Genomic DNA, 16,090 nt, shown 5'->3' with positions numbered 1-16,090 from the left:
ATGAAGCGACCTATTGGAATCTATGAAAAGGCGACGCCTAAAGACATGACTTGGGAGCAACGTTTACGCTTTGCCAAGGATCTAGGGTTTGATTTTCTTGAAATGTCTATTGATGAAAGTGATGCGCGCTTAGAACGCTTGGAATGGACCAAAGAGCAACGGCTAGATCTTGTGAGAGCTATTTATGAAACAAACGTTCGTATTCCTAGTATTTGTTTCTCAGGACATCGTCGTTATCCACTCGGTTCAGCTGATGCGGAAATTGAAGCTAAATCCTTAGAATTGATGCAAAAATGTATTCAATTGGCAGTCGATTTAGGTGTTCGGGTTATTCAATTAGCAGGCTATGATGTTTATTACGAAGAAAAATCAGCTGCAACTAGAGCTCGTTTTATTAAAAATCTCCGTCAAGCTTGCGACTGGGCAGAACAAGCTCAGGTCATGTTAGCCATTGAGATAATGGATGACCCTTTTATCAATTCCATTGAAAAGTACCTTGCTGTTGAGAAAGAAATTGACTCCCCATACCTTTTTGTCTATCCAGATACTGGCAATGTCTCTGCTTGGCATAATGATTTGTGGAGTGAATTCTATAATGGCCATCGCTCAATAGCGGCCTTACATTTAAAAGATACTTGTGCAGTAACGGAAAGTTCTAAGGGGCAATTTAGAGATGTGCCTTTTGGCAAAGGTTGTGTTGACTGGAATCAAGTCTTTTCAGTTCTTAAAAGAAGCAATTATCAAGGGCCTTTCTTAATTGAGATGTGGTCTGAAAATTGTCAAACAGTAGAGGAAACCAAAGCGGCTATTCAAGAAGCGCAAGGCTTCCTCTATCCACTAATTGAAGAAGCGGGGTTATGGTGATGGCAAAAAATTTACAAGAAATGCGCCAACGCGTTTGTTTGGCCAATCAATCCTTGCCACAACATGGCTTGGTTAAATTTACTTGGGGCAATGTCTCAGAAGTTTGTCGTGACTTAGGGATGATTGTCATCAAGCCTTCAGGTGTTGACTATGATCAGTTGACACCAGAAAATATGGTGGTTACCGATTTGGATGGAAATGTCCTTGAGGGCGACTTAAACCCCTCATCTGATCTACCTACTCATGTCCAATTATATAAGGCTTGGCCAGAAGTGGGCGGTATTGTTCATACACATTCAACAGAAGCCGTGGGCTGGGCACAAGCAGGCCGTGATATTCCTTTTTATGGAACCACACATGCCGACTATTTCTATGGTCCTATTCCTTGTGCTCGGTCATTAACAGCTGAAGAAGTAGAACAAGCCTATGAAAAAGAGACAGGTGCAGTTATTATTGAAGAATTTGCTAGACGCAAACTAGATCCTATGTCTGTTCCCGGTATTGTGGTTCGCAATCATGGACCTTTTTCTTGGGGTAAAACACCAGAACAAGCTGTTTACCATTCTGTGGTTCTGGAAGAAGTGGCTAAAATGGACCGTTTTACCGAGGAAATCAATCCTAAAGTTGAATCTGCACCAAATTATATTATGGAAAAACATTATAGTCGTAAACATGGCCCTAACGCCTATTATGGTCAAAAGGGGCAAGTACATTGAAAGCCCTAATTTTAAAAGGTGGATTTAGAAATTGTTTGGGGAGACCTAGTCTCTTCAAACCTTTTTTGCTATAATGGTGTTTTGATTTGCTTTTAAGCGCTTGCATAAAGAATGACTGGGGGATGATCATGTTATTACTAGATAAAAAAAGTTATGATTTGCTGTCTTACTTGATCAGCTTGGAAAAGCCCCAAACGGTGATGGCAATTTCGAAGGAGTTGAATCAATCTCGGCGGAAGGTATATTACCATCTCGAAAAGATTAATGAGGCCTTGCCAGAATCAGTTAATCAAATTGTTTCGCTACCTCGAATTGGAATTTTATTAGATAAGGACCAAAAGAAGGCCTGTCAATTTTTATTAAAGGATGTTACTGACTATAATTATGTCATGAAAAGCGATGAGCGGATGATTTTATCAGCCATTTTTATCGCGATTTCAACTGAGAGGGTAACCATTGAAAAGTTAATGCAAATCAATGATGTTTCCCGCAATACCATTCTTAATGACTTAAACGAATTAAGAGAAAGTTTGGTCACTTTTGAGTATTCTATCCAACTTCACTCAACCAAATCCAGAGGTTATTATTTTGAATGTTACCCTTTAAGTTATATTCAATTCCTCTATAAAATGTTATCTGACATTTACCGTGGAGGCAATCAAACCTTTATTGAATTTTTTAATCATAAATTAGCTGAAAATCTAGCTGAAACGACTTATTTTTCAAAGGATTTCTTGCAATTTCTTAATGATTACCTACCGGTTTCACAGATGCAACTGGGGAAACGCATCAATAGTCAAGATAGTCAATTTATGATTCAAATCCTTCCATTTATTCTTTTAAGTTATCGTAATATGCCTTGTGACCAGCAGGTCATTGAGACCTTAAAAAAGGACTTTAACTTAATTTGGAAGCGTAAGGAATACTATATTGCTAAAGACCTTGCGGATAAGCTTTATAGGCGTTTTAAACTGCATTTAGATGAGATTGAAGTTGGTTTAGTAGCCATGTTGATGCTATCTTTTCGTAAAGATAAGGATAGTCATGTTGAGAGTCCTGATTATGATGACATGAGAACGACTCTAAGGCATTTTATTACGGCGCTAGAAGATCGCTTTAATCTAGAATTCACTCATAAAGATGAATTGATTAAGCAGTTAACCCAGCACTGTAAGGCTTTAATTTACCGTAAGGCCTACGGGATCTCTTCTATAAATCCTTTGACTGAGCATATTCAGGATAAGTATCAAAACTTATACCAAAAAACGCAATGCTGTGCCTCAATCTTAGAAGAAGCATGGGGGCTTCAATTATCCCCGGACGATCTTGCTTATTTAACCATTCATCTTGGTGGGGAACTCAGGAACAGTCAGGTTAAGAGGCAAGAAACACGTTTTATAATTGTTTCTGATGACGGCATTGCGATTCAAAAAATCGTCCTACAACAGTGTAGTCAATACTTGAAGAGCCACCAAATTTTAGCTGTCTTCACGACAGAACAGTTTGAAAGTGTTAAGGATTTGTTGGATGTGGATGTCATCATTACGACCAACCAGGAGTTAGATGCTGTTTTTACGACCATTACGGTTGATCCTATATTGAGGGATGATCATATCCTGTCATTGATCCGCTTGTCCAAGCGGCAAAATGTGGGCAGGGAATCTTATTTCTCCAGCCAGTTAACTAAGTGTATCGGTCAATATGTAGATGAGGAAAGGGATAAGTATAATCTTAAGATGGAGATTGAAGCTTTACTCCATAAAGAATTGTTAGATGATCTTAAACATTAGAAGTTAGACCTCAACGGTTCTCATGGCGAGAATAACTGTTGGGGATTTTTAGTGTCTTTGATAGCCAATGTGTCCACTTTTGAACACAAGCATGTGTGACACTTGGTCTTTTTTACTGTCCTCTACCGTACTATACTTAAGATAAAGAAATCAATCTATCGGAGGAAATTGTTAATGACAAAAATTAATGACATTACACGTGAGTCATGGATATTGAGTACTTTTCCAGAATGGGGAACTTGGCTCAATGAAGAAATTGAAGAAGAAATCGTTCCGGAAAACAATGTTTCCATGTGGTGGTTAGGCAACTGTGGTATTTGGATAAAAACTCCTGCAGGTGCAAATATTGTTATGGACCTTTGGTCTAGCCGTGGGAAGTCTACAAAAAAAGTAAAAGATATGGTTCGGGGACACCAAATGGCTAATATGGCAGGTGTTCGTAAGTTACAACCTAATTTGCGCGTGCAACCGATGGTTATTGATCCTTTTGCTATCAATGAGTTAGATTATTATTTTGTTTCTCACTTCCATAGTGATCATATTGACATCAATACGGCAGCAGCCATTATTAATAATTCTAAATTGGAACATGTCAAACTGGTTGGACCTTATGAATGTGGTGAAATTTGGAAAAAATGGGGTGTTCCTGAGGAACGTATTATCATTGTTAAACCAGGTGATAGTATCGAATTGAAAGATATGAAAGTAACTGCAGTGGAATCCTTCGACCGCACTTGCTTAGTCACTTTACCCGTTGAAGGTGCTGATGCACAAGATGGCGAATTAGCTGGTTTGGCGGTTACGGATGACGAAATGGCTCGCAAGGCTGTTAACTATGTTTTTGAAACACCTGGTGGTACCATTTACCATGGTGCAGATTCGCACTTCTCAAATTATTTTGCCAAACATGGTCGTGACTTCTCAATTGACGTTGCTCTTAATAATTACGGTGAAAACCCAGTTGGTATCCAAGATAAAATGACTTCAGTGGACCTTTTAAGAATGGCAGAAAATCTCCGTGCCAAAGTTATTATTCCTGTCCACTATGATATTTGGTCTAACTTTATGGCGTCAACAAGTGAAATTATTGAACTTTGGAAGATGCGTAAAGAAAGACTAGATTACCAATTTCATCCTTTCATTTGGGAAGTAGGCGGAAAATACACTTATCCGCTTGATAAAGACAAGATTGAATACCACCATCCTCGTGGATTTGATGATTATTTCTTGGAAGATTCTAATATTCAATTCAAAGCTTTATTATAAAATCAGTCATTAACTCCTAAAAATGGAATACTCAAGGTGAAGGCAAAGTTTCTTTTGCCTTCTCTTTTATTGTTACAGCTGGAAATTGTCTTATGGAACCTGATTATTGAAGCAAAAAGTATGGGTAAATTACCTGTAAACTCTTTCATAGTTATAGTTGAATTCCCCCTCTTTTAGAGCTTTGTGTTAAAATGTAAGAAAATAAGTCAAGGAAGTGAGAACTCTATGAAAAAGGTTATGTTAGTGATTAATCCCGCATCTGGCGGAGAGCAAGCTGAAAGCTTTGGGAAGGCAGCTGTTGAAAAGTTGGCGACTTCCTTTGAACATGTTGAGAGACGCTACACAGAAGCTATTGGTGATGCTAAGAAATTTGCCAGAGAAGCAGCGGACGATCATTACGATAGTCTCTTTGTTATGGGTGGTGACGGGACGGTTAATGAGGGAATTAGTGGCATTGCAGAACAAGGCTATCGACCTAAGTTTGGTTTTTTCCCACTTGGTACTGTCAACGATTTGGCGAGAGCTTTAGGGATTCCTTTGGATCCTAAAGAGGCTATTGATCAATTACAACTAGATCAAACTCAGGCTTTGGATATTGGTAAGGTTAATCAGTCCTATTTCACTAATATTGTTGCTATTGGTAATATTCCCGCTTCGATTAATAATGTTGACGATAAAGAAAAGACTCTCTTAGGTCCCATGGCCTATGTCTTGTCTGGGATGAAAGAAATTCTTGGTAATCAAACCTATGAGTTTGATATAATTACATCAGAAGATCGAGAAGTCGTAAAAGGCTCTCTAGTACTAGTAGGTTTAACTAATTCTATAGGGGGTATGGATCGTTTTACTCCTGAAGCGAAGGTTGACGACGGCTTCCTACACTTGGTCTATACAAAAGATCAGTCTGTCACTGATACCCTTAAAGCATTGCCTGGGCTATTCTCCAAAGAAAGTCCTAATGATGACTTGTTGGCTTACCGAAAAATCAAAGAGGCTACCATAACGGTCAAGAATGCAAGTTTGCAGACAAATGTTGATGGAGATCCTGGGGATAACCTTCCAGTACATGTTTCAGTCTTGCCAAGTCATATTCAAGTCTATAGATGTAAAGACTAAATTTTCAAGGATGCGAAAGATAATTTCACATCCTTTTTTAATGTGGTCACTATGGCTTAATGCACTTATATTAATGGTTAAGTAGCGCTTTCATAAAAATCAAAATGGCGTCAAATGAGCTTTTTCGAAAGATTTTTTCGTTCTAAAAAGTTGACACAAGTGACCACACGTGATATTATTATAGTGTTCTGTTATCAAATAAAGCATTTTTTATATTTTTATAACTGATTGAGGAACTTCCGTTCCTTTTTTTATACCAAACAGGGTGAAATGCTAGTGTAAGCGAGGAGTAAGATGAAAACTATTTTAAAAGTCAATCATTTAACAAAAGTCTTTGGAAAGAAACAAAAAGTTGCTTTGGAAATGATTAAACAAGGAAAAGATAAATCAGAAATTTTCAAAAAAACAGGGTCAACCGTAGGTGTTTATGATGCCAGTTTTGATGTTAAGGAAGGCGAGATCTTCGTTATCATGGGGCTCTCCGGAAGTGGGAAATCAACTTTGGTCCGGATGATTAATCGCTTGATTGAACCGACAGCCGGAACGATTGAACTTGATGGAAAAGATATTTCTAAGATGAATGCGGATAATCTCCGCGAAGTTCGTCGCCATGATATTAATATGGTCTTCCAGAGCTTTGCTCTTTTTCCCCATAAGACCATTTTGGAGAATACTGAGTTTGGATTAGAATTAAGGGGTATTCCCAAAGCTGAGCGTCAAGAGCGTGCAGAAAAGGCTCTTGATAACGCAGGTCTCTTAAATTTTAAAGATCAATACCCTAACCAATTATCCGGTGGGATGCAACAGCGTGTTGGTCTAGCCAGAGCCCTAGCCAATGGCCCTAAGATCCTCTTGATGGACGAGGCTTTCTCAGCCCTCGACCCTCTCATCCGTCGTGATATGCAGGATGAATTAATTGACCTTCAAGAATCAACTGGTCAAACCATTATTTTCATCAGTCACGACTTAAACGAAGCCCTTCGGATTGGTGACCGTATCGCTTTGATGAAAGATGGGCAAATCATGCAAATTGGCACTGGTGAAGAAATTCTAACCAAACCTGCCAATGATTTCGTTCGTGAATTCGTTGAAGATGTCGACCGGTCAAAAGTCTTAACGGCTCAAAATATCATGATTAAGCCATTCACAACCACTGTTGGAATTGACGGACCGCAAGTTGCCCTTAACAGAATGCACACGGAAGAAGTATCCATGCTGATGGCAACAAACCGTCGTCGTCAATTGGTTGGAACACTGACCGCTGATGCGGCCATTGATGCACGGAAACGTGGAGTTCCTTTGGACGAAGTTATCGACCGTGAGGTACGAACAGTCAGCAAGGATACAACCATTACAGACATCATGCCACTCATTTACGATTCATCAGCTCCAATTGCGGTAACTGATGAAGACAACCGTTTACTAGGTGTTATTATCCGTGGCCGTGTCATTGAGGCCTTGGCAAACCTGCCTGAAGAGGAAGAAGAGACCGTCATTACTGATATTAAAGAGCCAGAAGCTGAAGAAATGGCAGCTCTTTCTTTAGAGCCGCAAGCGGCAATGGCTGAGCAGAATGAGTAGAAGGAGATAGTAATTTGAATAAGATATTAGAAACAAAATTACCAGTAGCCAAGCTGGTAGAATCATTTACTGAATGGCTAACCAAAACCTTCTCTGGATTATTTGATATCCTGCAAAGCATTGGTAGCTTCTTAATGGATTGGATGACCAGTGTTCTCCTCTTTATCCCACCATTGTTATTTATTCTTTTAGTCACAGTGGCAGTCTTTTTCATCTCTAAGAAAAAGTGGCCACTCCCAATCTTTACTTTCTTAGGGCTGCTCTTTATCTATAATCAGGGCCTCTGGGAACATTTGATTAATACCTTTACCTTGGTATTAGTGGCTAGTTTGATTTCCATTATTATCGGGGTTCCTCTTGGTATTTGGATGGCTAAAAGTACAATGGTTCGTAATATCATAAATCCCGTTTTGGACTTCATGCAAACCATGCCGGCCTTCGTCTACCTGATTCCGGCTGTTGCCTTCTTTGGTATCGGGATGGTTCCCGGGGTCTTCGCATCTGTTATCTTTGCCCTACCCCCAACGGTTCGTTTTACCAATTTAGGAATTCGAAACATTTCGACAGAATTAGTCGAAGCGTCGGACGCTTTCGGTTCAACGCCACAACAAAAGCTCTTAAAAGTAGAGTTACCATTAGCTAAAAATACTATTATGGCTGGTATTAACCAGACCATGATGCTTGCCCTTTCAATGGTGGTTACCGGTTCGATGATTGGGGCGCCTGGTCTTGGACGCGAAGTCTTGTCAGCCTTACAACATGCTGATATCGGTACTGGTTTTGTTTCTGGTTTAGCCTTGGTTATTTTAGCCATTATTTTAGACCGAACAACGCAAAGTATCAACAGTAAGCAGGAAGACAAAGCGGCAGCCGGTAAGACCAATAAAGTGGTTGGTTTAGCTGTCTTAGCGCTCTTTATTCTTGCAGCGCTTGGCCATTCTTTCACAACAATGGCTGGGGGTTCTGGTGAAAAGGGTGAAAAAGTCAAAATTGCCTATATGCAATGGGATTCTGAAATTGCTTCAACCAACGTCATCGCGGAAGTTCTAAAACAGGAAGGCTACCGTGTTGAGATGACCCCACTTGATAATGCCGTTATGTGGCAGACAGTTGCCAACGGGAATGCTGACTTTACAGTAAGTCCATGGTTACCTGTAACGCAAGCGGAACACATGAAGAAATACAAGGATCAGGTTGATGATTTAGGTCCTAACTTGAAAGGGACTAAATTAGGTCTTGTTGTTCCTAAATACATGAAAGATGTTAATAGTATTGAGGATTTATCAGATCAAGCTAAGAAAAAGATTACTGGTATTGAGCCGGGTGCAGGGATTACCACTGCTACACAAAAAACCATTAAAGCTTATCCAAACTTGTCTGATTGGGAACTAGTCCTTTCATCAACAGGGGCTATGACGACCTCTTTAGACCAAGCTTATAAGAATAAAGAAGAAATTATTGTGACCGGTTGGTCGCCACACTGGATGTTCTCAAAATATGATTTGAAATATTTGAAAGACCCTAAGAAAACCCTTGGAGGTGAAGAAAATATTCAAACACTTGCTCGTTTGGGCTTGAAAAAAGACATGCCAGAACTTTATAAGATTGTTGACAATTTCTACTGGACAACAGAAGATATGGAATCTGTTATGTTAGACATGAATAATGGAATGAAACCAGAAGATGCTGCTAAGAAATGGATTAAAGCCAACAAAGATAAGGTTAAGAAATGGACCGATACTAAATAAGCTCCTAAAATGTTTAGAGCCATGACAATTGTCTTTGGCTCTTTTTTGTCGATGGCTTAAAAACGTCGAAACCAGAAGGCTTGTGTTATAATAAGGCTATGGAAAACAAGAATAAATTATTATTAATTGACGGCTCATCAGTAGCCTTTCGTGCCTTTTTCGCTCTGTACAATCAAATTGATCGTTTCCGGAATCAGTCAGGCCTACACACCAATGCGATTTATGGCTTCCACTTGATGTTGGACCATATGATGAAGCGGGTCCAACCGACTCATATTCTGGTGGCATTTGATGCGGGCAAAACTACTTTCCGGACCGATATGTACGCCGACTACAAGGCTGGACGTGCTAAGACTCCGGATGAATTCCGCGAGCAATTTCCTTATATCCGTGAAATGCTGACAGCTCTCGGGGTGCCTTTCTATGACTTAGCGAATTATGAAGCTGATGATATTATTGGGACTCTTGATAAAATGGCTGAGCGGACAGAAGTGCCTTTCGATGTGACCATTGTTAGTGGTGATAAGGACTTGATTCAATTGACTGACGAGAATACCGTGGTCGAGATTTCTAAAAAGGGAGTGGCGGAATTTGAAGAATTCACTCCGGCCTACCTGATGGAAAAAATGGGTCTGACGCCTGATCAATTTATTGACCTCAAAGCCTTAATGGGAGATAAATCAGATAATATTCCAGGGGTTACCAAAATTGGTGAAAAAACAGGTCTCAAGTTACTGCATGAATTTGGAACACTAGAAGGTATTTATGACAATATTGATAGCTTCAAGGCTTCAAAAATGAAAGAAAACTTGATTAATGATAAGGAAAAAGCCTTTCTGTCTAAGACTTTGGCAACCATCAATACTCAGGCGCCAATCACCATTGGCTTAGAAGACTTGGTTTACCATGGACCACAAATTGAAAGTCTTGCGAAATTCTATGAAGAAATGGAATTCAATCAATTCCGTGAAGCATTGACAGGGCAAATGCCAAGTGAACCGGTTGCTGAAATCAGCTACCAGGAAGTGACTGATCAGGTAACAGAAGACATGTTCTCTGACCAAGACCTTTTCTATTTTGAAATTTTAAATGATAATTATCACCGCCAAGCCATTTCGAGCTTTGCTTGGGGGAATAAAGACGCCATTTATGTGAGTCAAAACCCTGATTTGCTGCGCCAGCCCTTATTTAAAAAAGTCTTGGAAAAACCAATGGCAACCTACGACTTTAAACGTGTCAAGGTCCTTCTAAGTCATATGGACATTGACCTAGAGCAGGTGGCTTATGACGCCCGTTTGGCCAACTATCTCTTGTCCAATGTTGATGATAACCAACTATCAACCATCGCTCGTCAACATACCTCTATTCCTTTAGAAGCTGATGATCTGGTTTATGGTAAAGGGGTTAAACGTGGCTTCCCAGAAAAAGAGCTTCTTTTTGCGCACTTAGCCCGTAAAGTAGCTGTCTTGGTGGAAAGTCAACCAGTCATGTTAGAAAAACTGGCTATTAATGAACAAGAAGACCTCTACCAAAACATTGAGTTACCTCTAGCCAATGTGCTTGCTAAGATGGAAATCCGAGGGATTAAGGTTAATAAAGAAACCTTAGTTGAGATGGCTGAGCAAAATAAGAAAATTATTGAAACCTTGACGAAAGAAATTTATGAGCTTGCGGGTGAAGAATTCAATATTAACTCACCAAAACAATTGGGTGTCATTCTCTTTGAGAAAATGCAACTACCTCTTGAAATGACTAAGAAAACCAAAACAGGCTATTCAACTGCTGTTGATGTTTTGGAACGCTTGGCCCCAATTGCACCTGTTGTTGCTAAAATTTTGGACTATCGTCAAATCACAAAATTACAATCGACTTATTTAATTGGTCTACAAGACTACATTATGGAAGACGGTAAGATCCATACCCGTTATGTTCAAGATTTAACCCAAACGGGTCGTCTGTCTAGTATTGACCCTAACTTGCAAAATATCCCAATCCGGATGGAGCAGGGACGCTTGATTCGTAAGGCTTTCACAGCATCAGCACCAGATTCTCTACTCTTAAGTTCAGACTATTCACAGATTGAATTAAGGGTCTTGGCTCATATATCAGGTGATGACCACTTAATTACTGCCTTCAATGAAAATGCGGACATCCATACGTCAACTGCTATGCGTGTCTTTGGTATCGACAAGGAAGAAGATGTAACTGCTAATGACCGTCGTAATGCTAAGGCCGTTAACTTTGGAATCGTCTATGGTATTTCAGATTTTGGCTTGTCTAACAACTTGGGTATTAGTCGTAAACAGGCGCGTGATTATATTGATACCTACTTTGAACGTTACCCTGGTATCAAAAACTACATGGATTCTGTAGTACGCGAAGCCAAAGATAAGGGCTATGTGGAAACCCTCTTTAAACGCCGTCGTGAATTACCGGATATCAACTCTCGCAATTTCAACGTCAGATCCTTTGCGGAGCGGACAGCCATTAACTCGCCAATTCAAGGAAGCGCAGCCGATATTCTCAAAATCGCCATGATTAATTTAGATAAGGCATTGGAGAATGGTGCCTTTAAAGCTCAAATGTTACTACAAGTACACGATGAAATTGTCTTAGAAGTTCCTAAGGATGAGCTAGACGCTGTCAAACAATTGGTCAAAGAGACCATGGAAAGCGCGGTAGAATTAGCGGTTCCACTACGGGCTGACGAAAATTCTGGACAGTCATGGTACGAAGCCAAGTAACCTTTTAGAATATATTTCTCATTTTTCTAACTTGTGTTATAATGGGATGAAAAAGAAGGTTTTTGCACGACAATGAATGGCTATGAATGGTTACTATGACAAATCTTGAAACTAGACGTTCTAATGCTTTTGATTGCCCTAGTTTTTATCCTAATCTGTTTTGTTTGGATTTATCTAAGCTCGTAGAAAAAGAGGAGCACAAATGACCTATCATTTTCAAAACCCTTCTGATGAAACTATAAAAACTTATCTGCAAGAAACTAATACAATTGCCGTAGTTGGTTTGTCAGATCGGACAGAGACAGCAGCCTATGGGGTAGCTAAATTTATGCAGGCTATGGGATATCAGATTATTCCAGTCAATCCCAAATTAGTTGGACAAGAAATCTTAGGTGAAAGAGTCTATGCTAGCTTAAAAGATATTCCAGTAGCGGTTGATATTGTTGACGTCTTCAGACGCAGTGAGTTTCTTCCGCAAGTTGCTAAAGAATTTTTAGAAACAGACGCCAAAGTTTTTTGGGCACAACTGGGCTTGGAAAACCAGGAAGCAGAAGCTATTTTAAGAGCAGCCGGAAAAAAAGCTATTGTCATGAATCGTTGCCTAAAAATTGATTACCGTAACTTCATGTTATAATGAGAATATAAATACCCGCTAGAAAAATAAGGAGATTGTTTATGGATGTTCATTCACATAACCAACAAGCTTTAGATGCCTTTGAAAATGTTTTAGAGCATCTACGTGAAAAACATATTAGAATTACGGAAACCCGTAAAGCTATTATTTCATATATGGTCTTGTCGCAAGAACATCCAAGTGCTGACAAAATTTATCGGGACTTGAAAGATGATTTTCCCAATATGAGTTTAGCGACAGTCTACAATAATTTAAAAGTACTTGTAGACGAAGGTTTTGTTTCAGAAATTAAAATTTCCAATGATTCAACGACCTATTATGACTTTATGGGTCACCAACACGTCAATGTTGTCTGTGAAGACTGTGGTAAAATTGCTGACTTTATGGATGTTGATGTTATGGATGTGGCAAAAGAGGCTTATGTACAAACGGGCTATCGGATTACTCGTATTCCGATTATTGCCTATGGAATCTGTCCAGAATGCCAAAAGAAAAGTAAACGACTCTATTAGTCTAACAAAAATAGCCATCTCAGAAGAGGTGGCTATTTTATGTGTTTTCATATATCTTAGTTTGAACGGGTCTCTGCTTTCAGCATTTTTAAGTGTTCATAGAAATAAAGCTCGCTGGTTATCAAATAGGGATAAACATATACAAATAGGATTCCAAAAGATAAGATGGAAAGGAGTAGCCAGCCAAAAAAGGTAAGGTGAAGGAGGAAATTTTTCCACTTATAACCTTTGGTTAAAGCAACACTACGGTCGATAACGTCAGCAGGTCCAATGTATTGTCCGCTCTCAACTAATTCAAAGAGAATAGGGTTGACTTTGGAATAGGCGTATTGACGGTTGATAGAGATTGTGCTACCAATAAGACCGATAAGGATTCCGGAGATGAGTACCCATAAAGCTGTACTCCAGCCATTACTTTGCCTCATATAGATACCTAAAACTACTAGAGCTAGCCCTAGTAAGAAGAGGAGGGACCAAACGATTAGTAACAGCCATTTAATAAAACCGACAATGATAATTTTCCAAAATAGATTTGATGAAAACGAAAGAGGTAAGTCATTGAAAGACACTTCTCTTTGTTTATTTTGGATGACTTTTAGCATGGTAAAAGTGGCTGATAGCCCAAAGAAACTAGCTAAAATATTGAGTAAAGTTGGGAATAAATCGGCAAAAACAGATGTTTGGACTCCTGAATCAATTATGGCATTTTGGTGGATTTGAACAGCGATAAGTGCAATGATAAAGATAATGGGAATAAAAAAAAGTTGTTGTTTGCCAGGCAAGTTTTTTAGTAGGCTTTTTGCCTGTTTTTTAAAGTCTGATGATTTCATTGGGGCTCCTTTTGTCTAGTCTTTATTATAGCATAAGGCTTCAATCTTTTCATACTTATACGCTAGTGATTTGCCATGACAAATCCTCAAAAATCTGTTAGAATAAGAAAGCAAAAAGAGCAAGGTAACTTGCTCATATTAGCCAAATAAAGCGCAAGACTGTTATTCTTGAAAGCGAGGAAAAAATGACTGATCATCCTATTAAATACCGTCTCATCAAAAAAGAAAAGTACACAGGTGCTCGTCTGGGAGAGATTATTACACCCCATGGGACCTTTCCAACACCTATGTTTATGCCAGTCGGAACACAAGCGACGGTAAAAACCCAATCTCCAGAAGAACTCAAATCTATAGGTTCTGGGATTATTCTATCTAACACTTATCATCTTTGGTTACGTCCAGGTGATGAATTGATAGCTAGAGCAGGTGGCCTTCACAAGTTTATGAACTGGGATCAACCGATATTAACCGATTCAGGTGGTTTCCAAGTTTATTCTCTAGCAGACTCAAGGAACATCACCGAAGAAGGGGTGACATTTAAAAATCATCTGAACGGTTCAAAAATGTTCCTATCACCTGAGAAGGCTATCTCTATTCAAAATAATCTTGGTTCAGATATCATGATGAGTTTTGATGAATGTCCACAATTCTATCAACCCTATGACTATGTCAAAAATTCTATTGAACGGACAAGTCGTTGGGCTGAGCGTGGACTTAATGCTCACCGACGTCCACATGACCAAGGACTCTTTGGTATCGTTCAGGGTGCTGGTTTTGAAGACTTACGTCGCCAATCAGCAGCAGATCTCGTAGGTATGGACTTTGCAGGTTATTCCGTTGGTGGTCTGGCCGTAGGCGAAACTCACGAAGAAATGAATGCTGTCCTGGATTTTACCACACCTTTATTACCAGAAAACAAACCCCGTTACTTGATGGGAGTTGGGGCACCAGATAGTTTAATTGACGGTGTTATCCGTGGAATTGATATGTTTGACTGTGTTCTTCCAACTCGAATTGCTCGTAATGGAACTTGTATGACTAGCGAAGGCCGTTTAGTGGTTAAAAATGCTAAGTTTGCGGAAGACTTTACGTCACTTGACCACGACTGTGATTGCTACACTTGTCAAAACTACACCAGAGCCTACATTCGTCATTTATTGAAAGCTGATGAAACCTTTGGTATCCGTTTAACAAGTTATCATAACCTTTACTTCTTGGTAAACCTTATGAAAAAAGTACGTCAGGCTATTATGGATGACAACCTCTTGGAATTCCGTGAAGATTTTCTTGAACGTTATGGTTACAAGACTTCAAGCCGTAATTTCTAAAAACAGAGTTGATCTCTGTTTTTTAATTGTCTTTTTGTTACCCAGTAACAAAAATGAGGTTGACAAGTTTTTGGAATTAGCTTAAACTAAGCTACAGAAAAGAGTTCATATGGAATATTTTGGAATTGACTTAGATCAGGAATCACGTTGCCGACATTATCATAGTGACTTGGATATTGCTACTTTAAAATGCCAAGCCTGTCAAAAATATTATGCCTGTTATCAGTGCCACGACTCACTAGAAGACCATCCCTTTGAGCCCAGCGGTAAAGAAGAAGTTTATCCAGTAGTCTGTGGCGCCTGTAAGAATCAGCTTAACCTGGCTTCTTATCAGAAAGGATTTTGTCCCTATTGTCAAAAAGCCTTTAATCCTAAATGTGCTCTTCACAAAGATATCTATTTTAAAAAGGAGTAACCATGTTTAAAACCAAAGATCTAGCCTATATGGCCATGATGACAACACTTATCATTATTTTAGGCTTTATCCCAGCCATTCCCTTGGGTTTTATTCCGGTCCCAATTGTTCTCCAAAATATGGGGATTATGTTGGCAGCTCTAATTCTTGGTGGAAGACGAGGGAGTCTTTCTGTTCTGCTCTTTATGCTGATTGGCTTTATTGTTCCAGTATTCTCAGGCAAAGCGACAACCTTACCGGTTTTTATGGGCCCAACAGCAGGTTATGTTTTTGCCTGGTTATTAGTACCTTTCGTTTTTGCAGGCTTGTATAAAGCCCTTCAGTCGCAAAACAAAGTCATCCTCTTTGCTTTGATTTGGTTGGCTGGTGTTCTCTTAGTAGACTTAATTGGTGCTACCTGGATGTCCATCCACACAGGTATGCCACTTGGAGCTGCTTTAGTCTCTAATTTGGTCTTTATCCCAGGTGATACCATTAAAGCAGGTCTTGCAACTATAATTGCTTATAAGTTGCGTGAATCTTACATTAATGCTAAATAGTGAGTAA

Annotated in this window: 14 protein-coding genes; 13 read left to right on the top strand and 1 reads right to left on the bottom strand. The window is 39.3% G+C overall.

Annotation, left to right across the window (positions count from 1 at the left end; genetic code table 11):
• From A9Q68_RS07580 to perR, 10 genes are all read left to right on the top strand, one after another.
• Positions 1-864, top strand: coding sequence for an L-ribulose-5-phosphate 3-epimerase (locus A9Q68_RS07580; protein ID WP_071794098.1), 864 nt, complete (start codon positions 1-3; stop codon positions 862-864).
• Positions 864-1,580 carry an L-ribulose-5-phosphate 4-epimerase gene (locus tag A9Q68_RS07575; protein WP_071794244.1) on the top strand — a complete coding sequence of 239 codons (717 nt, stop codon included), beginning with the start codon at positions 864-866 and terminating at the stop codon, positions 1,578-1,580. Before A9Q68_RS07580 ends, A9Q68_RS07575 begins: the two co-directional genes overlap by 1 nt.
• A 128-nt stretch (positions 1,581-1,708) precedes the next feature.
• Positions 1,709-3,370 (top strand): BglG family transcription antiterminator, encoded by a 1,662-nt coding sequence (locus tag A9Q68_RS07570; protein WP_071794243.1) that lies wholly within the window; start codon positions 1,709-1,711, stop codon positions 3,368-3,370.
• 174 nt (positions 3,371-3,544) lie between these two features.
• Positions 3,545-4,636, top strand: a complete 1,092-nt coding sequence (gene ulaG / locus A9Q68_RS07565; RefSeq protein ID WP_071794096.1) for an L-ascorbate 6-phosphate lactonase — start codon at positions 3,545-3,547, stop codon at positions 4,634-4,636.
• A 225-nt stretch (positions 4,637-4,861) separates the two neighbouring features.
• Positions 4,862-5,752, top strand: a complete 891-nt coding sequence (locus tag A9Q68_RS07560; RefSeq protein ID WP_071794094.1) for a diacylglycerol/lipid kinase family protein — start codon at positions 4,862-4,864, stop codon at positions 5,750-5,752.
• Positions 5,753-6,046: 294 nt separating this feature from the next.
• On the top strand, positions 6,047-7,333 hold the full coding sequence (locus tag A9Q68_RS07555) for a quaternary amine ABC transporter ATP-binding protein (protein ID WP_071794092.1): 1,287 nt from the start codon (positions 6,047-6,049) through the stop codon (positions 7,331-7,333).
• Positions 7,334-7,347: 14 nt separating this feature from the next.
• A complete protein-coding gene (locus tag A9Q68_RS07550; RefSeq protein WP_071794090.1) occupies positions 7,348-9,081 on the top strand; it encodes an ABC transporter permease/substrate binding protein in 1,734 nt (577 codons plus the stop codon).
• A 98-nt stretch (positions 9,082-9,179) separates the two neighbouring features.
• Complete coding sequence (gene polA, locus A9Q68_RS07545; RefSeq protein ID WP_071794088.1) at positions 9,180-11,825, top strand: DNA polymerase I; 2,646 nt, start codon at positions 9,180-9,182, stop codon at positions 11,823-11,825.
• Positions 11,826-12,027: 202 nt separating this feature from the next.
• Positions 12,028-12,459 carry a CoA-binding protein gene (locus tag A9Q68_RS07540; protein WP_071794086.1) on the top strand — a complete coding sequence of 144 codons (432 nt, stop codon included), beginning with the start codon at positions 12,028-12,030 and terminating at the stop codon, positions 12,457-12,459.
• A gap of 41 nt (positions 12,460-12,500) precedes the next feature.
• Positions 12,501-12,971: a peroxide-responsive transcriptional repressor PerR gene (perR, locus tag A9Q68_RS07535; protein WP_071794084.1), complete on the top strand. Its 471-nt coding sequence runs from the start codon at positions 12,501-12,503 to the stop codon at positions 12,969-12,971.
• Between the two features lie 56 nt (positions 12,972-13,027).
• Here the strand turns inward: perR and A9Q68_RS07530 are convergent, their stop codons facing one another.
• Positions 13,028-13,801, bottom strand: coding sequence for a DUF975 family protein (locus tag A9Q68_RS07530; protein WP_071794082.1), 774 nt, complete (start codon positions 13,799-13,801; stop codon positions 13,028-13,030).
• A gap of 185 nt (positions 13,802-13,986) precedes the next feature.
• Here A9Q68_RS07530 and tgt point away from each other — a divergent pair, with 185 nt between their 5' ends.
• The 3 genes from tgt to A9Q68_RS07515 all read left to right on the top strand — a co-directional run bounded on the left by tgt (position 13,987) and on the right by A9Q68_RS07515 (position 16,083).
• Complete coding sequence (tgt, locus tag A9Q68_RS07525; RefSeq protein WP_071794081.1) at positions 13,987-15,129, top strand: tRNA guanosine(34) transglycosylase Tgt; 1,143 nt, start codon at positions 13,987-13,989, stop codon at positions 15,127-15,129.
• Positions 15,130-15,238: 109 nt separating this feature from the next.
• Positions 15,239-15,544 (top strand): CHY zinc finger protein, encoded by a 306-nt coding sequence (locus A9Q68_RS07520; RefSeq protein ID WP_071794079.1) that lies wholly within the window; start codon positions 15,239-15,241, stop codon positions 15,542-15,544.
• 2 nt (positions 15,545-15,546) lie between these two features.
• On the top strand, positions 15,547-16,083 hold the full coding sequence (locus A9Q68_RS07515; protein WP_071794077.1) for a biotin transporter BioY: 537 nt from the start codon (positions 15,547-15,549) through the stop codon (positions 16,081-16,083).
• Positions 16,084-16,090: the final 7 nt, after the last annotated feature.

The sequence above is a fragment of the Streptococcus bovimastitidis genome (assembly GCF_001885095.1).
In the GTDB taxonomy this organism is placed as follows: Bacteria; Bacillota; Bacilli; order Lactobacillales; family Streptococcaceae; genus Streptococcus; species Streptococcus bovimastitidis.
Note: the sequence above shows the minus strand (reverse complement) of the source record. Positions and strands in the feature narration are given on the sequence as shown.